Raw genomic sequence first — 24,407 nt, 5'->3', positions numbered from 1 at the left:
TTGTCCTAAATGCTTCCCCATAACGGATCATCCCCTTAGCTAATAGTTTAAATTATTGGCTGAGAGGACTCCAGTTTAATTAAGGGGCCTTGGAGCAAACTGCAACAATTTCTCCGTATCAGCCTCGTAATTCCACAAATGTTGCACGAAATGCAACATTTGCTTAGAAGATGGGCATCTAAGGCTTAAATGGAGGTGAAATGTTGCATAAAATGCAACAAATTCAACATCTTAACCGCCATGGGCCTGAAATGTTGCGTAATATGCAACAATCGGGAGCAGCAGGCTACCCGCAATCCCACAATCCCGCAACCCCCCGCAGCCCCGCACCCCGCCCCGCGCCCCGCGCCCCGCGCACCCCGCCCCGCGCCCCGCGCCCCGCGCCCCGCGCACCCCGCCCCGCGCACCCCGCCCCCGCAACCCCGCCCCGCGCACTCCGCCCCGCGCCCCGCGCACCCCCCAACCCGCCCCGCGCACCGCGCCCCGCGCACCCCGCCCCCGCAACCCCGCCCCGAGCACCACACAACCAACAAACAAAACCCGCAACCAGCATAAAATAGATAGATAAACGTAGAACATAGATCACAACTCCGAGTAACTGCCACTATCGAGCAAGTAAGGTCTATCCGGTTCAATAGCGCGAAATGCAGTCAGATGACTGCCCCAACATTGCTCCAAAACAACTTATCCCCAACATTACCCACAAAAACAGCAAGGAATGTGTATAAACATGGGAAACCCGCATAAATCGGGCATTTACAATGTGAACAAAATCGGGATAAGTTTTTCACAGCCCGCCTGTGGATAATGTTAATAATGTGGGTAAAATGCCACCGTCTGTATCCACATTTAATGAATTGTTAAAGAAACGTTAAATTTATTATTGTTTTACGTCGTTAATAGTGCCAGAATTGCCGCACAATTCATCCAGCGCTGTGGATATGTCTGTGGACAAGGGGGATAGATTGCGAAGTTGTCCCAACTGTGTCGAAATCGTAGAATGTTTCCTACTACAGCCGATACGATTTCATATGCCGTGGAAAGCTGCCGTCATCTCATCTCGATTGGCAGCTGAAATGAAACAATCCGGACAGCAGATGTGCTGTCCGGATCGGATTTGGTTCGCTTCTATTATTGGTTCTACTTAAACGCGACAGGTTAAGCCAACAACTCTTCCCACGACTCGTAAACGGTCTGCAGCTGTGCCTTGAGTCCATCCAAGTTCGTTTGGATGCTCTGCACGCGCACATAATCATTGTAGATTTCAGGGTCTACAAGCTGCTCCTCGAGTGCCGTAATTTCGCCTTCAAGACGAGCGATTTCGTTCTCCAATTGCTCTTGCTTACGTTGACGATTTCGTTCGTCACGCTTCGCTTGTTTGTCGGCTTCATAAGAGGAAACAGGGGCCGGATCCGGCGCTGCTGTAGCCTTTCCCTGTTTTCCTTGCGAAAATGACAGCGTTTCCATCAGCAGTTCATCGTTTTCACGTTTTTTCTGGATCATTTCGTCATAATTTCCCAGGAAATGCTGTGTCCCCTGCGGCTCCAGTTCGACAATCCGCTCCGCCATTTTGTTAAGGAAGTACCGGTCATGGGAGATGAACAGCAGCGTGCCATCGTAATCCATAAGCGCGGACTCCAGCACCTCTTTGCTATAGAGGTCCAAATGGTTGGTAGGCTCATCGAGAATGAGCATGTTGGCGCGAGCCAGCATCAGCTTCGACAACGAGACGCGTGCCCGTTCTCCGCCGCTTAACGAACTGATCCGTTTCTTCACGTCGTCGCCGCTGAAGAGGAAGTTGCCAAGCACGGTGCGGATACGCGCTTCTTCTATAGAAGGATAAGTGCCCCACAGCTCTTCAAGTACCGTATTGGCATGGTTCAGCCCGGTGTGTTCTTGATCGTAATAACCGATCTTGATGTTGGTGCCCCAGCGGATCGTGCCTTGTTCATACGGCTGCTGGCCGACAAGCGATTTAAGCAATGTCGATTTGCCGATCCCGTTCGGTCCGATAAGAGCAACATTCTCGCCGCGCTCTAGTCGGAATGATACATTTTGGAACAATGGGTCGGATTTCTCTTGGAATTTAATCGACAAATCACGGACATCCAGCACGTCATTGCCGCTTTGGCGTTCAATTTCAAAGGAGAAATGCGCTTTCTTCAAGTCTCCCAGCGGCTTGTCGAGCCGGTCCATTTTCTCCAGCGCTTTGCGTCTGCTCTGGGCACGCTTCGTGGTGGAGGCGCGCACGATGTTGCGCTGCACAAAATCCTCCAGTTTGGCGATTTCATCCTGCTGCTTGTCGAATTGCTTCATTTGCGCTTCGTATTCTGCTGCTTTGATTTCAATATAACGGGAGTAATTGCCGGTGTAGCGTTTAGCCGTGTGGCGCTCAATTTCGACGATCGTCTGCACGACCGCATCGAGAAAATACCGGTCATGGGAGACGACCAGAATGCCGCCATCGTAGCCGCGCAAGTAATCCTCCAGCCAAGTGAGCGTTTCAATGTCCAGATAGTTCGTAGGCTCATCGAGCATCAGGAGGTCTGGGGACTGCAGCAAAATACGCGCAAGTGCCAGTCGCGTCTTCTGCCCGCCGCTTAACGTCGAGATGATCGTATCGGGAGGGAATTGACCAAAGCCCATCCCGTGCAAAATGCCGCGAATCTTCGTTTCAACCTCAAAGCCGCCCTTCTCGCGAAACCACTCGGAGAGCGCGGAATACCGGTTCAGCACAACTTCATATTGCTTGGCGTCTTCGTGCATCTTCGGATCGGCAATTTGCTGTTCCAGTGCGCGAAGCTCCTGCTCGGCTTCTATTAGATGAGCAAATACAGCATGCATTTCTGCATCGATCGTTTGATCCGACTGCAGGCCGCTGGATTGCGCGAGATAGCCGATTGTTGTTTCTTTGGATTTATAGATGGTGCCGGAATCGGCAGACATCTCGCCGGCGATAATACGAAGCAGCGTCGATTTGCCTGCGCCGTTGACACCGACAAGCCCAACCCGCTCACGAGGCTGCACTTGGAAGGTGATGGACGAGAGCACACTGCTTACTCCGTAGCTTTTGGATATATCGGATACTTGAAGAAGCATGATAGGTGAAACCTCCAAATAAGTTGAATTCCTATACATTTAAGTGTACATGAAAAAGCCGCATAACGCGACAAGGTTCACGCCTTTAGACACGGATAGGGGTTGCCTTCGTCTTATTGGCGAAATCTGGGCAACAGTGGTAAACTAAGTACAACTATGACTGAAACTTACGCCATTGCGGCCAATAAGAGGCAAAGCGGTGACCATGAATGAGTCAATCGGAGAAGAAAACAGCCCGGCTGTCCGCGATTAAGAAACGTGACGGCTACCCTGAGCAGCTGCGCTTGGCTTGGTCCGACACGGCCTGCCAGCGCGTGGTAGAATGGCTGCAGGCAAGACCGGGCAAGGCGGTCCGAAGCGTAATGGTGTATGTTTCTTTTCGCTCGGAGCTTGATCCTACCCTGCTCATTGAGTGGTGCTGGCGCAAAGGAATTGACGTTGTCGTTCCGCGGTGCATTCAAGCAACCAGGGGCATGGAGTTATACCGGCTGAGGGCTTGGGATGAACTTATGCCGGGCGCTTATGGCATCAAGGAACCTGATCCTCAGGCTGCACAGCGCTGCGAATCGGATTTTATCCCTGACATTGTGTTTGTACCGGGACTTGCTTTTGATAAGCGGGGCGGCCGATTAGGTTATGGAGGCGGTTATTATGACCGGTTTCATGAGTTAATGAGAGGGCTGGCCGCAGCATCTGGCAGATCGATGCCCGAATGGATCGGGCTCGGGTATGAGGCGCAGTGGATGAAGGATGAAATTCGCATCCCTATGGATGACCACGATGCTTATGTAGATGCAGTCATTACCGAACATGGGCTAACAAGGAGGCGCTAGGCGCGTGGATTTGACGCATTTCAATGAACAAGGGCGCGCACGGATGGTGGATGTGTCCGATAAGGAGATCACTTCCCGCATTGCTGTCGCACGTACGACAGTTACGATGGCGCCGGATACATTATCTCGCATTAAAGCGGGCACAATCGGCAAGGGGGATGTGCTGGCCGTTGCGCAGGTGGCTGGCATTATGGCGGCGAAGAATACATCGAACTGGATTCCGATGTGTCATCCGCTTCCGCTGACCGGTGTTAATCTGGCTTTTGCAGATAATGGCAAGGATGAGCTATACATAGAAGGAACGGTCAAGACTACCGGCAAAACCGGTGTTGAAATGGAAGCTCTAACGGCCGTTTCAGCGGCTGCGCTGACCGTGTACGATATGTGCAAGGCGCTGCAGAAGGATATGGTGATCGGGCCAACCATGCTGACAGAGAAGAGCGGCGGCAAGAACGGCGATTATAAGCGATAAAGTGTAAAACTTTGCCCGAGTACAACGCGAGCAGCATCGTACTTCAACGGGTATCGTTAATGGCATTTAGATTTCATGTTGTACATTCATGCTGTACATGGCATATCTTTTTCATAAATGTGAACGGGGGAGAAGCTCATGCGGTGGAAAGTGGCGTTGTTGACAGCCAGCGACAAAGGATCGCGCGGCGAGCGGGAAGATACCAGTGCACAGGTGATCCGGGAACTGGTGGAAGAGGAGCTTAGCGGCGAAATTGTCGATTACCGAATTGTACCTGACGAACAGGATGAAATAATGGCTGCTCTAATCGAAATGACGGATTACTTTCAAGCGGATCTCGTTATTACGACAGGCGGTACCGGACTTGCTCCGCGCGATTTGACACCGGAAGCCACGATGAAGGTCATCGACCGTTTCGTGCCTGGACTTGCGGAAGCCATGCGAATGGGAGCTATGCAGCGTACTCGGCGTGCGATGCTTTCACGCGGTGTGTGCGGCATTCGCGGACGCTCACTCATTATCAATCTGCCCGGCAGTCCCAAAGGCGTGCATGAGAATCTGATGGCCATTATGGACCAGCTGCCTCACGCGCTCAATATTCTCTCGGGTCGAATGGGGGAGCACAACGAATGATGAAGCCGAAGAACGGAACGATTCTGAAGGAAGTGCCTGTTCACGAAGCGATCGGCTTGCGGCTTGCTCATGATTTGACTCAGATTATTCCCGGGCAATTTAAAGGCAGATTGTTCAAAAAAGGCCATGTTATTGAACAAAATGACATTTCGAAGCTCCTTGATATAGGCAAGGAGCATATTTATATTATGGAGCTTGGCGAAGGTGAACTCCATGAAGACGATGCGGCGAAGCGAATGGCAGTAGCCCTTCAGGGCGAAGGGCTGCAGCTATCGGAGCCGCATGAAGGTAAAGTGTCGGTGAAGTCTGCTCTCGATGTGCCGGCTATTGCCGAGATTGATCCGTCGATCGTTCACGCGATCAATGATTTGGGCGAAATCGCACTGGCTACACTGCGTACACACGCAGTCGTCATGCCCGGCCGTCAACTGGCTGCGACACGCGTCATTCCGCTCGTTGTGCCGGAGTCGAAAGTGCAGGCGGTAGAAGAGCTGATCAGCAGCTATCGCGCGCAGCATGAAGGACAGTCGCCGCTGCGTCTTAAGCCGCTGCGCAAGTTTAGAATTGGGCTCCTAACGACAGGCGGCGAGGTGTTCTCAGGCCGCATTGAAGATAAATTCGGGCCAGCAGTAAGACGCATCGTGGAGGAGCTGGGTTCCGAAGTAATGGAGCAGCGGTTCGCACCGGACGAGCGTCATATAATTGTCAAGGAAATACACTACTTGCTGCAGCAGTCCTATGATATGATAGTGGTAACTGGCGGGATGTCAGTGGACCCCGACGACCGTACGCCTGCTGCTATTGCAGAGTCCGGTGCAGAGATTGTCAGCTACGGAACACCGATGCTTCCGGGATCGATGCTGCTTATGGGCTATTTGAACGGCGTTCCTATTATGGGACTCCCAGGCTGCGTCATGCATGATCCCTATACTTCGTTTAACGTGTTATTGCCCCGTATCTTGGCAGGCGATATCATCACCAGAGAGGACATTGTCTCCATGGGTTATGGCGGTTTAAACAGCTGCTAATCCTATGAAATGAGAGGTGTACCCGGACGAAGCCGATTATTCCTTTCTGCTTGTAAGAGCGGAATTCCGTGTATGTACAACTCGTAATTTAAAGGAGGCTGCCAATCATGTTTAGTGGAATTGGTGTCACAGGATTTTTACTAATTGCTCTTGTCGCTCTATTGTTGTTCGGACCGAATAAGCTGCCTGAGCTTGGACGCGCTTTCGGCCGTACGCTGAAGGAATTTAAAGCCGGTGCGAAGGATATCATGGAAGATGATGATGATCGCAACCGCAAGCCAGTGAGTCGGGTTGAAGTTAACCGCGATGAGCAAAAAGACGAGAAGCGGCTCCCAGAGTAAGTGGGGCCCGCTTTTTTTATGACCGTCAGGTAAGGCGGTACAAGCTGATTTCAGGTGTGAGAAGAGGTGAGCATAGCGGTGGTAGTTGAGAAAGATGAAGCAGCCGAGAAGGAAGCGGCTCGCGGCGATCAATTAATGACCTTGTTCGACCATATCGGCGAGCTTAGGAAGAGAATTATTTTCATTCTAGTCATTCTTGTCATTGGAATGGTTATTGGACTCTTCTTGGCCAATCCGGTTTACCAATTTCTGCTGAATCAAGAACCGGTTAAGGGCATGAAATTTTATGCGTTCTCTCTGTGGGACGGTATTGGCATGTATATGAAGTTTGCCCTTGTCATTGCCCTCATCTTCGCCTTGCCGGCAACTGCCTATCAGTTGTGGTCTTTCGTGAGACCTGCGCTTGGTCGCAAGGAACAACGGGCGGCGCTTATGTTTGTTCCGTTCGTCCTGATTATGTTCTTGATCGGATTAGCCTTTTCTTATTATGTAGTGTTTCCGATGGCGTTTAATTTTACGACCGATGTTGCGAAGCATTTGAACCTCGAAGAGAACTACGGGATCATTCAGTACTTTACGTTTCTGTTTAACATCGTCATTCCGATTTCGCTGCTCTTCGAGCTGCCGATCGTCATTATGTTTCTGACGCAGCTGCGCATCGTGAATCCGAAACGACTTAAGAAAATGAGACGGCTGGCGTATTTCTTACTGATTATTGTCGGAATCGTCGTGACGCCGCCGGATTTCATATCCGATTCTTTAGTGGCTGTTCCGCTCATCCTGCTCTATGAATTCAGCGTGTTGCTCTCGGGTATTGTCTACGGCAAACAATTAAAGGCTGCTCAAGCTTGGGAAGAAGAATATGGAGACAAATAGAGAAGTCGGCGAAAGCCGGCTTTTTTGGTTTGTTGTGCTTGGATGTTGGCTGCATTCCACCGGTAATGGAATGTAAAAATCATATAAATTGAGTGCGAGAGACTTGAAATCTGCAATCAAAATCGTTATGATTAGAAATGTTATTAGCACTTGATGATTGCGAGTGCTAACGGGACAAACAATTTGCAGCATTACTATTAAAAGGAGGCTATTTTTCATGATCAGACCTTTGGGTGAGCGCGTATTGATCGAACCAATCGCGAAAGAAGAAACGACTGCTAGCGGCATTTTGTTGCCGGAAACAGCTAAAGAAAAGCCGCAAGAAGGCAAAGTAATCGCTGTGGGCAGCGGAGCGGTTAAGGACGGCGTACGTATTGCGCTTGAAGTTAAGGAAGGCGACCGCGTATTGTTCTCCAAATATGCAGGTACCGAAGTGAAATACGAAGGTAAAGAGCTTTTGATTATGAAAGAAAGCGACATTCACGCGATCCTGGGTTAAGCCGCCTTCGGGGGCTTGGACTCCACATACATGCAACGCTTTTTACTTAAACTAATAAGATTAACTAGGAGGTTTATCTACGATGGCAAAGGAAATTAAATTCGGCGAAGACGCTCGTCGCGCAATGCTGCGCGGTGTGGATGCACTTGCAAATGCCGTTAAAGTTACACTTGGTCCTAAAGGCCGCAACGTGGTGCTTGAGAAGAAATTCGGCAGCCCATTGATCACGAACGATGGTGTTTCCATCGCGAAAGAAATCGAGCTTGAAGATGCATTCGAGAACATGGGTGCTCAGCTTGTTAAAGAAGTTGCTACGAAAACTAACGATGTTGCCGGTGACGGTACAACTACAGCTACTGTTCTTGCACAAGCGATGATTCGCGAAGGCTTGAAGAACGTAACTGCAGGCGCTAACCCAATGGTTATCCGCAAAGGTATCGAGAAAGCAGTTCGCGCTGCAATCGAAGAATTGAAAGTAATCGCTAAACCAATCGAAGGCACAGAATCGATCGCACAAGTTGCTTCGATCTCCTCTGCTGACGAAGAAGTTGGCCAACTGATTGCTGAAGCAATGGCAAAAGTCGGCAACGACGGCGTTATTACGGTTGAAGAATCCAAAGGCTTCGTAACTGAGCTTGAAGTGGTTGAAGGTATGCAGTTCGACCGCGGTTACCTCTCCCCTTACATGATCACAGATACAGATAAAATGGAAGCTGTCCTGGACAACCCATTCATTCTGATCACAGATAAAAAAATCTCCAACATTCAAGAGATCCTTCCGGTTCTTGAGAAAGTGGTACAATCCGGCAAGCAATTGCTGATCATCGCCGAAGACGTTGAAGGCGAAGCATTGGCAACATTGCTCGTTAACCGTCTGCGCGGTACATTCACTTGCGTAGCTGTTAAAGCTCCTGGCTTCGGCGACCGTCGTAAAGCCATGCTTGGCGATATCGCTGCTCTTACAGGCGGCCAAGTGATCACAGAAGAGCTGGGCCTTGAGCTTAAAGCGACTACTGTTGACCAACTGGGTACAGCTCGTCAAATCCGCGTTACCAAAGAAAACACAATTCTTGTTGATGGTGCTGGCGACAAGAAAGATATCGATGTTCGTATCGGCCAAATCCGTGCGCAGCTGGAAGAAACAACTTCCGACTTCGATCGTGAGAAGCTGCAAGAGCGTCTTGCTAAACTTGCTGGCGGCGTAGCTGTTATCAAAGTTGGCGCAGCGACTGAAACCGAATTGAAAGAGCGCAAACTTCGCATCGAAGATGCCCTGAACTCGACTCGCGCAGCAGTTGAAGAAGGTATCGTATCCGGTGGTGGTACTGCACTCGTGAACGTATACGCAGCAGTTGCAGCAGTTAACGCTGTCGGCGACGAGAAAACAGGCGTAAACATCGTGCTTCGCGCTCTTGAAGAGCCTGTTCGCACAATCGCGGCTAACGCGGGTCAAGAAGGCTCCGTTATCGTTGAGCGTCTGAAGAAAGAAGCAGTAGGCATTGGCTACAACGCAGCTACTGGCGAGTGGGTTAACATGTTCGAAGCAGGTATCGTTGACCCTGCGAAAGTAACACGTTCCGCTCTTCAAAACGCAGCATCCGTTGCAGCGATGTTCCTGACAACTGAAGCTGTTGTTGCTGACAAACCAGAAGCTAACAAACCAGGCATGCCTGACATGGGCGGCATGGGTGGCATGGGCGGTATGGGCGGCATGATGTAATAATCGCCCAAAACCCTTGATTTATAAGGGGTTGAAGGTGCGAGGTTGTCCTTTGGGTAACTAAAGGGTAACATCGGCGGAAAACTAGAGGCTTCTCATGAGTTCACCGAACTTGTGGGACGCCTCTTTTTTCTTTGGTTTCGTGACATGCAGATACACGTTCTTGGTTGTATCGTCGTCCTTGTGCCCGAGACGCGCCATAATCGTTTCTAAGCTTACTCCGGCTTCTGCCAGTAACGAAGTGTGCGTATGACGCAGAGAATGGGGAGTTAGTTCAGGATTGAGTTCGGCTAATTTCAGCAGCCTAGCCATACGATTCTGAATTTGTTTGAGGTACTCCGGGTATCCAGCGTTCTCTTCATCGGACTTAGCAAAAACAAAATCATGATCGTGTTAGCTCTTGCGGTATCGCATCATAATAATGTTCTGTTTTGCCCGTTGCCGCTCAAGCTCACCTATGACAATATCCTCAACATCGATTTCGCGTTTCGAGGTCTTCGTTTTAGGTGGAAGGAGATGATATTCCTTCGTGTTGTTCGTCGGGTTATAATACGTCTTCGTGATACTTATTGTTTGCTCTGCAAAGTTGATATCCCGCCATTTAAGCGCACAAAGCTCCCCAGCGCGAATACCTGTATAGGCCAACGTCAAGAAGATGGCAAAGTCGCCGTCCAAGCCTTTATCCTTGGCAGTCCGTAGAAAGAGTGCGAGCTCTTCCTTCTCCAAATATTTAGGTACTTCGATTTCCTGTTCAAGCTCTTCTACCGTTTTTTGTACTTTTGGAACAAATGAATACTCGGTAGGATCACTCTTTATTACCTCAAGCTCTACTGCTCGCTTGAATATCATCCGTCCCGTACGATGCACACCATCAATAGTGTTATCGGCGTAGCCCTGCGACTTCAGATTGTTGAGCGCATCTTGATAACGTTTCTTTGTGATGTCGCGCAGCCGCAGTTTACCGAAATAGGGTATCAGCTTGCCGATCTCATGCTGTCTTACTCGGATGGTGCTGATTTTGACCTTTCCTGTACCTTGGTATCCGTTAAGCCAATCTATAGCGAATTGCTCGAACGTAATGTTCTGTTCCTCGATATATGTACCCTGTGACAGTTCAGCTAACATGACCGTTGCAGCTTGCTCAGCTTCGGCCTTCGAGTTAAACCCGCCTTTTTTCTTCTGCTTGCGACGTCCCGTCTGTGGGTCAATCCCGACATTGACCATATACGACCAAGATGCACCGCATGAGCATTTCTTGGATTGCTTGCCGGGACATTTGCAATGAGGCTTGTATAAGTACGCCATCCAACATTCCTCCGTTCTTATGGTTCAGTATCATTGCTTGCTTCAAAATAGCCGAATGCTGCGCTGAGCGCTTAAGTCATACGTATTCGCAGATCCGGTTCTGAGAAATTCGGCCAAGGTTTTAATGCCCCCTTTCATCTGCTTGGATATCACCCTTTGGTCGGCTGCGGTCCAGCCTTTTTTGGCATGCCTTCGAGCAGACGGCGGCATCTTTACGAACGCTTTGAAACGGATTCCCACAAACTTTGCACATCTTTATTGGCTTTTCATCCGTTAAACGCCGCCAGATATCGTAATAGATGGCTCCTAGTAGGAAAATAGTTTCTCTTGATTCTTTTATGACAAAGCCCAGTCGAGATTCATTTGATTCAACATTACCTGTCGTAAGGCGGATGCCATCACGCATATACCACTCGACGCGGCGAATTAACTGTTCTCGGATCTTGGCGTTCGGTTCATCTAGGAGTTGGCTGTACCACTTTAGTAGCGTCCGGACATGATCGATGTGCCATTCCCAATATGAAAGAGGTTCGTAGAATGCTTGGAAGTGATAATAAAAATGTTTGTAATTGAACACGTCAGAAATAAAATCCTGCTGGTGAATTAGTCGGCAACCAAGTAATCCGTAAACCTTCGCAAATTCAAGGATTTCATCATCGTTCTTGAGCCGAGAGAATTCGACGGCGATGTCGGCCATCATCTTCTGGTTGGTTCGAGGCACCTTATTCCTGTTCTCCCGAACGAGGTCACTATCCCGCCAGGAATCTATATCCCAAATTAGTGCTCTTCCCATTTGTGGAAGGTCAAGTTCATCAAGCCCTGATCCTGTTACATGCGTCATGATAGAGTACCGTGAAATGTCGTTCAAATCGCTTAATGATTCCTTCGTCGGGTCGAAGAAACGAATTGCTTGAACAGCAAGCTCAGACGTGGAATTTAATTTATAAACCATGGCTCACCAAACTTTTCTTTGTAGCATTGAAAGAGAAAGGAGCTAGCCAATAAAGAAGTTAAGGCTGCCATCCCCGGCAGCCTTATTATGATTAGGGCAGATTAACTCAGTAATTTGTCTATTAAGAAGGAGTATAAGATAGGCTGGCGCTAAATGAAAGTTGCGTGATATCAGCTGCAGAGGGATCCGTAGACTCAAGCGTCCTTATACGAATCCCTATACGATCGCCAGCAGCAACGACTAAAGATCCCACGTTTATATTCGTTGCGGCTCGGAAAGTGCCTGCTGTAATGATATTATTCGGAAATCCGAAACGTAGCGAGCTAGTTAGTGGAGTGGTCACGTAAGGCGAAGCGCTATGATCAATCCCGTTATTAGGAACGGACGGTGCGAGGAACACGGTAAAGTCATATTGAAGACCGAGTGTATTTATAGAAACGACAGAAGCAACCAGTAGATCAGCACTTATTTGTAAATTTTGAATCGTACCAGCAAAGGGAATTGGGAAAGCAAAACCACCTGCTTCGGGAGGCATAGTCGATTCTCCCGAACCGTCAATAACTTCAACCGTGTGACTGCCAAAACCCATTAAAATTGGAGCAGCTGATACGACTGTAGCGCCGCTAATAATGATCCCAGTTGAAAATGGAATTAATCCCCCAGATCCTGTAGGCCCTGTTGCTCCTGTTGGTCCTGCTGGTCCTGCAGCTCCCGCTGGTCCTATAGCTCCTGCTGGTCCTGCTGGTCCTGCTGGTCCTGTTGCTCCTGTTGCTCCTGCCAATCCAGCTGCTCCAAGTGCGCCTGCAAGCCCCGCAAGTCCAGCGGGTCCAGCCGCGCCAATTGCTCCAGCAAGTCCTGCTAATCCAGCGGGTCCAAGCGCTCCGGCAAGTCCAGCGGGTCCAGCTTCTCCTATTGCTCCAGCAAGTCCTTGAAGTAATTGGGCTCCTTCTGCTGGAGGTCCTGCTGGTCCTCGCGGCCCTCGAGGTCCTTCCGGTCCCGGAGGACCTGGAGGACATTTACATCTACCCATTAATTCATCTCCCTATTTTTGAGGTGCTTCATCATATTCAAGTTCACGAAAATAACTGGCAATAAACGCCTAAAATAATCGAAAAATGGGTGGTGATTTTTTCCTAAATTTCCTTCCTAGTATGTGATTGTCCCTTTCAAAATCTCTACTCCCAGATTATATTGTTATAGGTTTGAAGACTAGGGAGTGGAGAGTATGGAGAATCGGCCATTAGTAGGGATTCTAGTATCCAATAAAAATGATAGAAGGAGTGTTTTGGAGCTTTATCAGCGTTATGACCGTTTGAACCTTCACCTCTTCTCCTTTACTCCAGCAGATATTAATTGGAAGAATCAACGTATTAACGGACTCAGCTTGAACAAGGGCTTATGGAAACAAAGCTCCTTCGCTTTCCCTCACGTCGTTTATAATCGGTCATATAACAAAAAAACAATCACGATTCAACGTCTCGAGGACGTGATCGGACCAAACAAATGCTTCAACAAGATTAACTACTTCAATAAATGGGATCTCTATAACCTATTCAAACAGTCAGAGCTAAACCCGTATATTCCAGAGACTCTTTCATACGATCAAGCGAATGTATCGGAACTATTAGAGAAATATCATGTCGTATATATTAAGCCTACTTATGGATTCAAGGGAAAGTCTGTATACCGGGTTGAACAAACGAAGCATGGGGATGTCAATATCTCTTTGCATTCTTTGGCTCCGAGGTATATTTGCAGACCAAATGAAAGCTATCAGGAAAAACTAGATGAACTTCTCGTCTCAGAGAACTATATGGTTCAGCAGGGGGTTTGTATCCAGCGGCTTAATCGCCGATATTTTGATATTCGTGTCCTTGTTCAGAAAGATATTTCGGGAGAGTGGACGGTTTCGACACTCGCATGCAGAGTGGCTTATGAACGGTATTTCAATACGAGTATGTGTGAATTCATCTATGAAGCTGCAGAAATTATTCCTTTAGTATTTAGTCAGGATAAAACCAATGAAATTTTCCAATCTCTTCATGAGGTAAGCCTTGCGGCTGCGCAAGTAGCGGAAGTTCATATAGGTTCTTTGGGAGAATTAAGCGTGGATTTCGCAATAGACGAACAAGGCAAGCTGTGGATTATTGAACTGAACGGAAAGCCTCAAAAAAGTATATACAAAGATATAAAGAGTTTAAAATATAAAAATCTAGTTTATAGTAGACCATTGGAATATGCTTATTATCTCTCTCAGTCTTCAGATTTCACACACGAGTCTGCAGAACCTGTGAGTGAAGCATCTATTCCTATAATATGAACTAGGTGAGGAGCCTGCTGCACACGGCAGCTCCTTTTTTTTTATTTGTTGAAGTAACGGGTGCGTTCGTGCAACGTGTCTTTGAGGTGCATCAAGTATCGCCATGCGGAATAAACTCCAAAAAGATGGAAGATGTCTCTACCGGCAAAATAACTGAACTCATCACATGGTCATAAGATGTTCAGTCTAAATAAAGGAGAGCATACACCTATGGGAAGATTTCGAGGTTCTCCAGGGCCACCTGGTCCGCAAGGTCCGAGAGGTCCGAGAGGTCCGAGAGGGGCGCAGGGTCCGCAAGGTCCGGAAGGCATTTGTCTCCCGTGTCCTACGGGGGCTCAAGGGCCTCAAGGCGCAACGGGTGTAACTGGCATAAGGGGAGCAACAGGTGCAACCGGAACTACTGGTGCATCGGGAGCAACAGGAGTAACGGGAGTCACAGGTGAAACTGGGGCAACTGGCATAACCGGAGCTATAGGTACAACAGGTGTCACTGGTGCAACGGGATTAACGGGAGGCACAGGAGCAACCGGATCAACGGGAGCAATGGGATTCGTTGGTGCAACCGGGGCAACAGGTGCAACCGGGGCAACAGGTACAACTGGAGTTACGGGAGTCACGGGAGTCACAGGAGTCACAGGAGCAACTGGATCAACGGGATCAACGGGAGTCCCAGGTGCAACAGGATCAACGGGAGTCATTGGAGTCACGGGAGTCACAGGATTCACAGGAGCAACTGGATCAACAGGATCAACGGGAGTCACAGGATCAACGGGGGTCACAGGTGAAACGGGAGTCACAGGTGAAACGGGAGTCACGGGAGCTACAGGAGTAACCGGAGTCACGGGAGTCACCGGAGCAACAGGTGCAACCGGAATAACTGGAGTCACTGGTGCGACCGGAGCTACAGGCGCGACAGGTGTCACAGGAGCCACAGGAGCCACCGGAGCCACAGGAGCAACAGGCGCAACTGGAATAACGGGAGTTACTGGTGCGACCGGAATAACGGGAGTTACTGGTGCGACCGGAGCAACAGGCACGACCGGAGCCACAGGAGCAACAGGAGCTACAGGAGTAACCGGAGTCACAGGTGAAACTGGATCCACCGGAGCAACAGGAGCAACTGGAATAACGGGAGTTACTGGTGCGACCGGAGCAACAGGCGCGACCGGATCCACAGGTGAAACCGGATCCACCGGAGCAACAGGAGTTACAGGAGTCACAGGAGTCACAGGAGCCACCGGAGCAACAGGAGCAACAGGCGCAACCGGCGCAACCGGCGCAACCGGCGCAACCGGCGCAACCGGCGCAACCGGAAGTGTACTAGACTTTGCGGATTTTTATGCGTTGATGCCTCCTGATAATGCGGCAACGATAGCCCCGGGTACTGACGTCAGTTTTCCGCAAGATGGACCTTCTAGTGGAGGAGGAATCGTTCGCACCGGCACCAGTACATTTAACCTGTCTGCGATCGGGACTTATATGGTCTTGTTTCAGGTGAGTATTGACGAAGCGGGTCAACTGATTTTGACGCTAAATGGTGTAGATTTAGCCTATACGGTGGTAGGGCGTGCAACAGGCACTTCTCAAATCGTAGGAATGGCTCTTGTACAAACAACAGTCCTCAATTCAATTCTCACATTGCGAAATCCATCGGGCAATCCTGCTGCATTAACAATTACTCCTGCTGCAGGAGGAACAAGGCCTGTCTCCGCGCATTTTGTTATAACACGACTTGCCTAAATGAAATTGATTTAATGTTGTTACTGTGCGTTGCTTTCAAAGCTGTTCCAGAACCATAATCATGCCAAACACTGAACTGTCGGGCGGGTAATTGGTATTTTGAATCTTTTAAATTGCTACGCAGATTTGTCGGAGGACAAGAACATTGTTCTTGTAACTGACATTTGTAACATGATTGAAACGGGATCAAGTACGATCCTTCCTAAGTTAAGGGATCTAATTGGGATATAAAAGCGAATTGAGGTGTTGAATAACCTTGGTTAGTTACGAGATTTCCAGATTCGTCAATCCCGAAAACAGATACAACAACTTCATTAATTAATTCCATTACTGCATATTGAACTTCATAGGCAACATTACCTGCAATAAAATACGTCATAACTTGGCTTGTATTTGGTGGTAATATAAATGATGATGCATAAACGGGAACAAAACTTGAGGAATCAACCGAACCCAGGACTTGAACGATGATCGTTGCTGAATTAACTTGATCAGCATTTTTCATATTTACTACAATGTTTGTTGCAGCTGTTCCAAAATCACGTGTATTTGTGATCCAACCTGTTGTTAATGGCATAAAATTCACTCCTTTCTTTTATGTTTATCTTAATCTATGAAACTGAACCAAGGTTGTCCTGTATGATTATCTTCATTGCAATAAATTTTCCAATAATAGTTAATTGAAGCGTTATCATCGGTTCATTAAGCTAACGGGACACTATCGCTCAATTAACACGTCGGCAGCTGGCTTAATGATTAGCTGCCGTTGTTTATCAACAAAACGGCAGCCATGTTCCAACGATGCAAAGGGTAACAATTGGGTAACGCAAGCAAGTGAAAAACGATTCTCTTTCGTTAAAGATGTTACAACGACAATTCACAAAAACGTAGAATTTACGTGCTCTCGTAAACTGTCGTTAACAATGTTGCAGCTTGCGACCTTATGGGCGGCATGATGTAATAATCGCCCAAAACCCTTGATTTATAAGGGGTTTAAGGTGGTATCCCGAATTAACTAAGGGTAGCATCGGCAGAAAACTAGAGGCTTCTCATGAGTTCATTGAACTTATGGGAAGCCTCTTTTTATGTTGATTTTGTAACGTGCAGATACACGTTCTTAGTCGTGTCGTCGTCCTTGTGGAAAAGACGAGCCATGAATCGAAGGCGAGATTCGTATCCGTTGTGTCCGTAGCGGGTATAAGAAAGAGAATGAGGGTTGTGGTGAACCTTCCTATACAACCGGACTCATAATTAGGTTCCTATTAATCCCAAAACCTGTTATATATAAAAGTAACTATTCTAGTTTTCGGATCTTCTGAGAGGTGATTTTATGAAAAAATATTTATTTATTATACTCGGGGTTCTAGTTATGTTTGTGGGTTTATATGGATATCGTGCTAATTTTATAGGTGATGCCAATTCAACTGATGGAGTACAGCATGTTTCTGAAAATGAGAATATACAAATTAATGAACAGTCATCAGTTTTGACAGACGACGAGAGTAGTTCCGCTTTAGACGAAGTGTGGTTTTCGCCTGACAAGGTGAAGGTAGTCGAGTCACTAAGTAACTTAACAATTGAGCCTATTAAAGAAACCCGCGATTGGGAAACATTGGCTTCAAACTCAATCGATTACTCAGCTGATGCAACGGGTAACAGTGGGGGGTATCTAGTAACTAAAGATAAAGCACTAGTGTTTGCTCCGTTAAATAATATCCAAGAAGGAGATATTCTAACCAACTCCTTATTTAGCTTTCCGTTGCCGAGCGCTTATAGCAATGAATTAAAGATATTTGTTGGACAAGACTTTAACATAGTATTGTTTGACATGAAAAATGGATATATTTCCGAGATTAGTATGGAGGATCCTAGAGATTCAACCCAATCCCCAGAAACGATTTCAATTCTTCAAACCGTACAGCTACAAGATATTAGTAAGTTGGGTACATTAAAAGTGCTAAAGTATTGGCTTGGTGGAGAATTCAATGCGGCAGTAATTGCTGATGAAAGTAACCATGTATACGTAATTGATACATCAAATATTAAAGTGATGCAAAGTAATGATTATGAAGAATGTTGCACTATTTCACTTTCCTCTAATGAAGAAAATGGAGTTACACACGATTATTTATATCAGATTAATTCTGCTAGTAATGTTTTAAGAAAATATGATTTAACGGGTAAAAAAGAAATTTACCGTCATACTTTTGATGAATCCCAAATTAGTGGAAAAATTGTAAAGGTAGTATCTGATTTTAATATTATTTACCTGCTATGTGATGTCGATGGACAGAAGAAATGGTATGAAACTAACGAGAAGACATGGCATAGAATTGAAATGGCGGAAAAGTATATAGAGATGGAAGTTCGTGGAGTAATGAGATTGATGATGCATGGTTCTATAGTGCTGGAAATCACTACTCAGGAATTGCGATATTTGATCCTTCAAGTAAAGAGCCAGTTCAATTTTTAGATGTTTTACAAGGATGGAGGGCGGTTTATCGAGCAAAATAATGTAAAAGAGAATGCAGATTGCTATTATTTTCGAACACTCAGTGTTTAATTAAGTTTCCAAGAGGCTTCTCACGAGTTCATTGAACTTATGGGAAGCCTCTTTTTTGTTGTGTGACGTGGGTTCTATCGTCGTCCACCTTGTGGCCGAGATCGCCTTCCTAATTTTCCGCCTCACCTCTTCCGACTAGAAAAACCGTGAATGTGTAAACGATGGTTAAGCAAGTAAAAAGATGCTCGTTGTTTAGGGATTTCCGGTCTGACTATAATGAAAGCGCAAACAATAAAGCGCTACCAAACCGAGGGGGATTGAAGTCGGGATCATTGATTTGCCTATGAATAATGGAAGAGAGGAATGACAAAGTGAGAACGCAACCCTATCGCATGAGAAGCATGTCCATACGCAAATTTCTCTACATCCTGCCGTTCATGATTTTACTTGGCGTCTTCGCCTACTATCCGCTATACGGATGGATTTATGCCTTCTATGACTATATGCCGCCGATTCCGTTGTCCAAATCGCCATATATCGGGTTTAAATGGTTTCAATCCTTGGTTGAAAACCAAGTGAAGATCGATCAGCTGCTGCAGATCATCAAGAATACCTTCGGAATGAGCGGATTAAACCTACTCTTTTCTTGGCTTCCCATGATATTCGCCATTTTTCTGACCGAGATTAAAGCCGTCCGTTTCCGGAAGTTTATTCAGACGGTCACCACCCTTCCAAATTTCATTAGCTGGGTCTTGGTCTATTCGCTGGCCTTCTCCATGTTCTCCAGCGAAGGAATCATCAATGGCCTGCTGAGGCAGCTCGGGATGGTCGATTCTCCCATCTTGTTTCTCCAGAATTCCGACCATGTGTGGTTCACGATGTGGATGTGGACGACTTGGAAAGCATTAGGCTGGTCGGCCATCCTGTATATCGCGGCTATTATGGGGATCGATGACTCTCTTTATGAAGCCGCTCATGTAGACGGCGCGACAAGAATGCAGGTGATCCGGCATGTCGTCCTTCCAAGCATGCTGCCAACCTACTTCGTGCTATTGATGCTGCAAATCGCAAGCTTCCTGAATAACGGGCTGGAGCAATATTTCGTCTTCCAGAATGCCTTTAACAAGGACAGCATTCAGGTATTGGATTTATATGTCTACAACCTGGCTATGGGAGGCGGCAGCTATTCCGTGTCCGTCGCGATCAGCATGCTGAAGAGTGCAATCAGCGTCGTGCTTCTCTTCTCGGTGAACGGACTGTCCAAATTGTTAAGAGGAGAGAGCATCGTATGAGCGAGAGTGCAGCTGAACTGACGAAGCATGAACAGGTACATCAACGCCGCATCGATAAGAAAGTGAACTATCAGGTCAGCGCGACGGACAAGTTGATTACCGTCGTCATTTACACCTTGTTTTCCCTTTTCGCTTTCTTATGTGTCTTTCCATTCTACTCGATCATCATCAACACCATCAGCGCCAACGATATCAGCGCCAGAGGAGATGTCGTGTTCCTCCCGAAACAGATCCATTTTCAAAACTACATCGACGTGTTTAAGATCCCAGGGCTCGGGAATGCCGCGCTTGTGTCGTTAGGAAGAACGATTATTGGAACTTCATTAACGGTTGCTGCTTCTGCATTCCTCGGCTTCATGTTTTCCCAGGAAGATATGTGGGGGCGGAAATTCTGGTATCGCTTCACGGTTATCACGATGTTCTTCAGCGCCGGGATTATTCCATGGTATTTGACCATGAGATCGCTGCACCTGACCAACAACTTTCTGGCCTATATTCTGCCGACGATCGTTGCGCCTTTCTTCATCATTCTGGTCAAGACGTTTGTGGAATCGACGCCGAAGGAGTTGCAGCAGGCGGCGAGTATTGACGGAGCCGGAACCATGACCATCTTCATTAAGGTTATGCTGCCAATATGCAAGCCCATACTGGCGACGGTCGCAATCTTCGCGGCCGTGGATCAGTGGAATTCCTTTCAGGATACGTTGTTGCTGGTGACGGACAGCAAGCTCTACAGCTTGCAGTTTATCCTTTACAACTACATTAATCAGGCGAGTTCCTTATCGACCATGGTCAATCTGCAGAATGCCGGCTCGACTGCCATGGCCAGTCTGGCGACCAAGCAGACGACGACCTCCATCCGAATGACGGTGACCGTTATCGTCGTGGCCCCTATTTTGTTGATTTATCCGATATTCCAGAGGTTCTTCGTAAAAGGAATTATGATCGGCGCCGTAAAAGGTTGAACCGTGCCATTATAATAAATTAACTAAAAGTGGGGGTTGCAAATGATCAAGAGCAGGAAAGCCGTATGGAAATCAATGGCGGTATCGTTAGCCGGTGTCTTCCTAGTATCAGCAACATTGACAGGGTGCAGCGGATCGGAGAACTCGCCGGCGTCCGAGGAGCCGTCCAGTTCCGTGAATACGAACGAGGGCACGTCTCAGTCCACCGGAGCAATCGATCACAGTAAACCGCTGACCATCACCGTATTCGACAATGCAGCCAATTACCAAGGAGAACAGACCGGGTGGTACGGCAAGCTGATCAAGGATAAGTTCAATATCACGTTGAACATTCTGGCTCCGCAGGTAGCAGGCGATCAGTTGTACAAAACGAGGACGGCGGCAGGCGATCTGGGGGATCTTCTGATCATCGATAACAGCCAGTTGGAGGAATTGATTCCGGCCGGACTCGTCATGGACCTCACGGATAAGCTCAAGGATCAGAAGCACTTGTCCCAATTCGTGGACAAACATTTCAAGCCGTTTAACGCAGGCTTCGATCAAGTCAATCCGGAAGGCAAGATTTACGGTTTGCCGACCTTCGAAGCCGATACCTCTCCGACGACTTTCTCGGAGGAGATCCCGTACTCGAGCCCGATCATGCCTTGGGATTATTACAAGGGTGTCGGGGCGCCTAAGCTGAACAATCTGAATGATCTACTGAGCGTCCTGAAGCTGATGCACGAGAAATATCCGAAGACGCCGGATGGCAAGTCGATCGTGCCGATCACGTTGTGGAAGGATTGGGACGGAGGCAGCATGGAGAACGTGCGCTGGCTCAGCAACTGGTACGGATACGAGCAGCCGGACGGAACGTCGACCATTCAGTTGAATGCGAAGGGCGATATCGTTCCGCTCGTCGACGACAACAGCATGTATAAGAAGATTGTACAATTTTACTTTAACGCCAATCAGTTGGGCTTGATCGATCCCGACGCGATGACCCAGGATTGGAACAAAGTGTCGGAGAAGCTGACCAACAAGCAGGTACTGCTACTATGGTACTCGTGGCAGAGAGGCTTCTACAATTCCATCGAGAGAGGCAAGAACGGGGACGGCAACGTGGCGATTCCGATCGCCGATACCCGCATCATTCAGACCAGCGACGCTTATTTCGGCAACGGAAGAGTGTTCGCGATCGGCTCGAAGGCGAAGGATCCAGATCGCATTATGGAGTTCATGGACTGGCTCGTTTCTCCGGAAGGGCTTCGCTATTATACGAACGGTTTTGAAGGGTTCAATTACCAGAAGACAGCCGATGGTAAATTCGAACTGACGGAAACCGGACAGACCGCCTTCCAGAATAATACGCCTGTTCCGGATCAGTACGGCGGCGGCGGATATCAGGACGGACAAAGTAAGATCAACAGCATGATTATGAGCGATTTCATGATCGACCCGGAAACCAAGGAATTCTACAACAGCACCTACTGGAGCACGACGCTCGAAGCGAACAAGACCGCTCTGACGACGGATTGGCAGAGCGCCTTCAATGCCGAGAACGCAACGGACTACTACCAGAAGAACAATATGATCGACATCGTGCCCAACATCAACACGAGCCTTGGAACCGATTCCTCGGATATTAAGAACAAACGCAGCCAGATCTCGGACTATATGAAGAATACATCCTGGAAAATGGTCTTCGCCAAAAATCAAGCGGAATTCGACCAGCTGTGGACGAAGATGCAGAAGGATGTAGAAGGCCTAGGCTGGAAGGACGTCGTGGCCGCAGATACGGCGAAAGCTCAAAAAATCGTAAAAATGCGCGCCGAAGCGTTGGCTAATAAGTAAACTTATCTTTTTATCGAGCAGGGAGGCTGGATATCCAAGTGATATCCTCCTCCGTGTTTTCTTTGAATTCGGGGCTCTTCCGTTCCTGGGAATACAATCCGGACGGCATTCAAGCGTTGTATTTCACGTATACGAGTATGGGCGGCGCTAGCTTGGCTTCATTCACCCTGGAATAATGCGTTGTCGGTTGCTTTCACGTCAGCCTATAATGTTCGTAAGACCCTATAGGAGGTCAGGCCAAGAAAGGCGGATTGCGATGTATAGAGGCAGAGCTCTTTCTATACTGGCTTTGGGTTCGGCCATGCTGCTCACGGCGATGCTAACTGCCTGTGACGGCAATGATTATAACAATAACAAAGCAACAGCGAGCCCTTCTGGATCCCATCTATCCGACGGTAACACGGAGGAAACAGCGGCGGATCCGCTTGGGACATACGACCCGCCGATCGAGATCACGACCGTACGCAATCTGAGCGACATCGTCGAGAACAACGTTCTGGGCGTATTGAAGGACGAGACGTTCGAGGATAACCGTTGGACTCGACTATACGAAGACAAACTTGGCATCAAGATCAAAAACAACTGGGTGATCAAAGGGAATGATACGTCGGATCCTTACTTGCAGAAGATGAACATGACCTTGGCTTCCGGCGACCTTCCGGACATCATTCCGGTCAATGCTACTCAGCTTAAGCAGCTGGCCGATTCGAACCAGATCGAGGATATGACGGATTTGTACGAGAAATACGCTTCTCCTCTGCTCAAGGAAATTCTCTCCGAGGAGGGTTCAGGACCGTTCGATGCCGCGACGTTCGACGGAAGACTTATGGCCATTCCGCAGACGGGATCGTCGATCGAACAAGCGCAGTTCATCTGGATCCGTACGGACTGGTTGGATAAATTGGGATTGAAGGCGCCGAGAACGATGGACGACGTCCTGGCAATCTCGAAGGCGTTTGCAGAGCGGGACCCTGACGGCAACAACCAGAAGGACACTTTCGGTCTCGCCATCACGAAGGACTTGTGGGGAAGCGCAATGGGATTAGAGGGGTTTATGGCCGGTTATGGGGCTTACCCGAACATCTGGCTGGAGGACTCGCCGGGCAAGCTCGTATACGGCAGTGTTCAGCCCGAAATGAAAAATGCGCTTCATTCGCTTCAAACGATGTACAACAACGGCGAGTTGGATCCGGAGTTCGGTGTCAAGGAAGGCAGCAAGATCTCCGAAGTCATCGCGAACGGTAAAATCGGCATGGAATTCGGTCAACAATGGAATTCCATCTGGCCGTTGCAATTGAATAAGAACAATGATCCAGACGCGCAGTGGCGCGCATTCCCGATCGTTTCCGAATCCGCGGGACTTGCGATGAATCCGTTAAAGTTCAGCACGACGAAGTTTTTCGCCGTTCGGAAGGGAGCCGCTTATCCCGAGGCACTAATCAAGCTGTTCAATAAGCATGTCGAGAAGAACTGGGGAGCGACCCAGGAGAACGAGTACTATTACGCGCCGCCGGATGCAGAGAGCGTATGGCAGCTGTCTATGGTTCAACCGGCACCGACCAGGAAGAACCTCGAGTTGTTCAGAACGTTGGACGAAGTGCGCAAGACAGGCGACAAGCCGAAGCTGTCCGGTGAAGCGAAGGCGGTTCAGCAGAAGTTGGATGCGTACGCATCCGGTTCGAAGGAAGGCTTCGCTTTATGGGGCTGGGAACGCATCTACGGACCCGAAGGCGCTGAAGCTGTCGTCGATCAATACGACAAGAATCATCAATTTCTGTTCGATAAATTCGTAGGGGCCCCGACGGCAACGATGGTGGAAAGGCAATCGACGCTCGAGAAGATGCAAAACGAGACTTTCGTCAAAATAATCCTCGGCGCGCCGATCGATGATTTCGATAAATTCGTGGAGGATTGGAACAAGCTTGGCGGCGAACAGATGACGAAGGAAGTCAATGATTATTATGCTTCCATGAAGAAGTAACCTCGAGGAGGCGCG

At 48.2% G+C, this 24,407-nt stretch carries 19 protein-coding genes and 1 pseudogene; 15 read left to right on the top strand and 5 right to left on the bottom strand.

What is annotated here, in order from left to right; translation table 11 throughout:
* Positions 1-1,158 precede the first annotated feature (1,158 nt).
* The gene (locus tag BLW29_RS21750) at positions 1,159-3,099 is read right to left on the bottom strand and encodes an ABC-F family ATP-binding cassette domain-containing protein (protein WP_090983469.1); all 1,941 of its coding nucleotides are present in this window, start codon (positions 3,097-3,099) and stop codon (positions 1,159-1,161) included.
* Between the two features lie 209 nt (positions 3,100-3,308).
* Here BLW29_RS21750 and BLW29_RS21745 point away from each other — a divergent pair, with 209 nt between their 5' ends.
* The 8 genes from BLW29_RS21745 to groL all read left to right on the top strand — a co-directional run bounded on the left by BLW29_RS21745 (position 3,309) and on the right by groL (position 9,501).
* The gene (locus BLW29_RS21745) at positions 3,309-3,932 is read left to right on the top strand and encodes a 5-formyltetrahydrofolate cyclo-ligase (protein ID WP_090983467.1); all 624 of its coding nucleotides are present in this window, start codon (positions 3,309-3,311) and stop codon (positions 3,930-3,932) included.
* Between the two features lie 4 nt (positions 3,933-3,936).
* Positions 3,937-4,404, top strand: a complete 468-nt coding sequence (gene moaC / locus BLW29_RS21740; protein WP_090983465.1) for a cyclic pyranopterin monophosphate synthase MoaC — start codon at positions 3,937-3,939, stop codon at positions 4,402-4,404.
* Positions 4,405-4,542: 138 nt separating this feature from the next.
* Positions 4,543-5,037, top strand: a complete 495-nt coding sequence (locus tag BLW29_RS21735) for a MogA/MoaB family molybdenum cofactor biosynthesis protein (RefSeq protein WP_090983463.1) — start codon at positions 4,543-4,545, stop codon at positions 5,035-5,037.
* Complete coding sequence (locus tag BLW29_RS21730; RefSeq protein WP_090983510.1) at positions 5,037-6,065, top strand: molybdopterin-binding protein; 1,029 nt, start codon at positions 5,037-5,039, stop codon at positions 6,063-6,065. The genes BLW29_RS21735 and BLW29_RS21730 overlap by 1 nt, the downstream gene beginning before the upstream one ends.
* A gap of 107 nt (positions 6,066-6,172) precedes the next feature.
* Entirely contained in the window at positions 6,173-6,406 is a 234-nt protein-coding gene (locus tag BLW29_RS21725; protein WP_090983462.1) for a twin-arginine translocase TatA/TatE family subunit, read from the top strand.
* A 135-nt stretch (positions 6,407-6,541) separates the two neighbouring features.
* Positions 6,542-7,282, top strand: a complete 741-nt coding sequence (gene tatC, locus BLW29_RS21720) for a twin-arginine translocase subunit TatC (RefSeq protein ID WP_090983508.1) — start codon at positions 6,542-6,544, stop codon at positions 7,280-7,282.
* Positions 7,283-7,499: 217 nt separating this feature from the next.
* Complete coding sequence (groES, locus tag BLW29_RS21715; protein WP_090983460.1) at positions 7,500-7,781, top strand: co-chaperone GroES; 282 nt, start codon at positions 7,500-7,502, stop codon at positions 7,779-7,781.
* 82 nt (positions 7,782-7,863) lie between these two features.
* Positions 7,864-9,501 carry a chaperonin GroEL gene (gene groL / locus BLW29_RS21710; protein ID WP_090983458.1) on the top strand — a complete coding sequence of 546 codons (1,638 nt, stop codon included), beginning with the start codon at positions 7,864-7,866 and terminating at the stop codon, positions 9,499-9,501.
* 84 nt (positions 9,502-9,585) lie between these two features.
* On the opposite strand, the pseudogene BLW29_RS21705 reads toward groL, so the two are convergent.
* From BLW29_RS21705 to BLW29_RS31200, 3 genes and pseudogenes are all read right to left on the bottom strand, one after another.
* A pseudogene (locus tag BLW29_RS21705) lies at positions 9,586-10,806 on the bottom strand (tyrosine-type recombinase/integrase).
* Between the two features lie 121 nt (positions 10,807-10,927).
* Positions 10,928-11,758, bottom strand: coding sequence for a hypothetical protein (locus tag BLW29_RS21700; RefSeq protein WP_090983456.1), 831 nt, complete (start codon positions 11,756-11,758; stop codon positions 10,928-10,930).
* A gap of 121 nt (positions 11,759-11,879) precedes the next feature.
* Positions 11,880-12,539, bottom strand: coding sequence for a hypothetical protein (locus tag BLW29_RS31200; RefSeq protein WP_143044447.1), 660 nt, complete (start codon positions 12,537-12,539; stop codon positions 11,880-11,882).
* Positions 12,540-12,983: 444 nt separating this feature from the next.
* Here BLW29_RS31200 and BLW29_RS21685 point away from each other — a divergent pair, with 444 nt between their 5' ends.
* A complete protein-coding gene (locus BLW29_RS21685; RefSeq protein ID WP_090983450.1) occupies positions 12,984-14,078 on the top strand; it encodes a YheC/YheD family endospore coat-associated protein in 1,095 nt (364 codons plus the stop codon).
* 210 nt (positions 14,079-14,288) lie between these two features.
* Complete coding sequence (locus BLW29_RS21680; protein ID WP_218147122.1) at positions 14,289-15,818, top strand: collagen-like domain-containing protein; 1,530 nt, start codon at positions 14,289-14,291, stop codon at positions 15,816-15,818.
* Between the two features lie 202 nt (positions 15,819-16,020).
* On the opposite strand, the gene BLW29_RS21675 is transcribed toward BLW29_RS21680, so the two are convergent.
* A complete protein-coding gene (locus BLW29_RS21675; protein WP_090983446.1) occupies positions 16,021-16,395 on the bottom strand; it encodes a hypothetical protein in 375 nt (124 codons plus the stop codon).
* A gap of 753 nt (positions 16,396-17,148) precedes the next feature.
* On the opposite strand from BLW29_RS21675, the gene BLW29_RS21670 reads away from it, so the two are divergent.
* The 5 genes from BLW29_RS21670 to BLW29_RS21650 all read left to right on the top strand — a co-directional run bounded on the left by BLW29_RS21670 (position 17,149) and on the right by BLW29_RS21650 (position 24,392).
* On the top strand, positions 17,149-18,291 hold the full coding sequence (locus tag BLW29_RS21670) for a hypothetical protein (RefSeq protein WP_090983444.1): 1,143 nt from the start codon (positions 17,149-17,151) through the stop codon (positions 18,289-18,291).
* 401 nt (positions 18,292-18,692) lie between these two features.
* Positions 18,693-19,613 (top strand): ABC transporter permease subunit, encoded by a 921-nt coding sequence (locus BLW29_RS21665; RefSeq protein WP_256208775.1) that lies wholly within the window; start codon positions 18,693-18,695, stop codon positions 19,611-19,613.
* Positions 19,610-20,578, top strand: a complete 969-nt coding sequence (locus tag BLW29_RS21660; RefSeq protein WP_143044446.1) for a carbohydrate ABC transporter permease — start codon at positions 19,610-19,612, stop codon at positions 20,576-20,578. The genes BLW29_RS21665 and BLW29_RS21660 overlap by 4 nt, the downstream gene beginning before the upstream one ends.
* 42 nt (positions 20,579-20,620) lie before the next feature.
* Positions 20,621-22,411, top strand: a complete 1,791-nt coding sequence (locus BLW29_RS21655) for a type 2 periplasmic-binding domain-containing protein (protein ID WP_090983442.1) — start codon at positions 20,621-20,623, stop codon at positions 22,409-22,411.
* Between the two features lie 256 nt (positions 22,412-22,667).
* Entirely contained in the window at positions 22,668-24,392 is a 1,725-nt protein-coding gene (locus BLW29_RS21650; RefSeq protein WP_090983440.1) for an extracellular solute-binding protein, read from the top strand.
* Positions 24,393-24,407 lie beyond the last annotated feature (15 nt).

The organism is Paenibacillus sp. CF384 (genome assembly GCF_900106745.1).
GTDB lineage: Bacteria > Bacillota > Bacilli > Paenibacillales > Paenibacillaceae > Paenibacillus_Z.
This window is presented reverse-complemented; position numbering and strand designations above follow the sequence as displayed.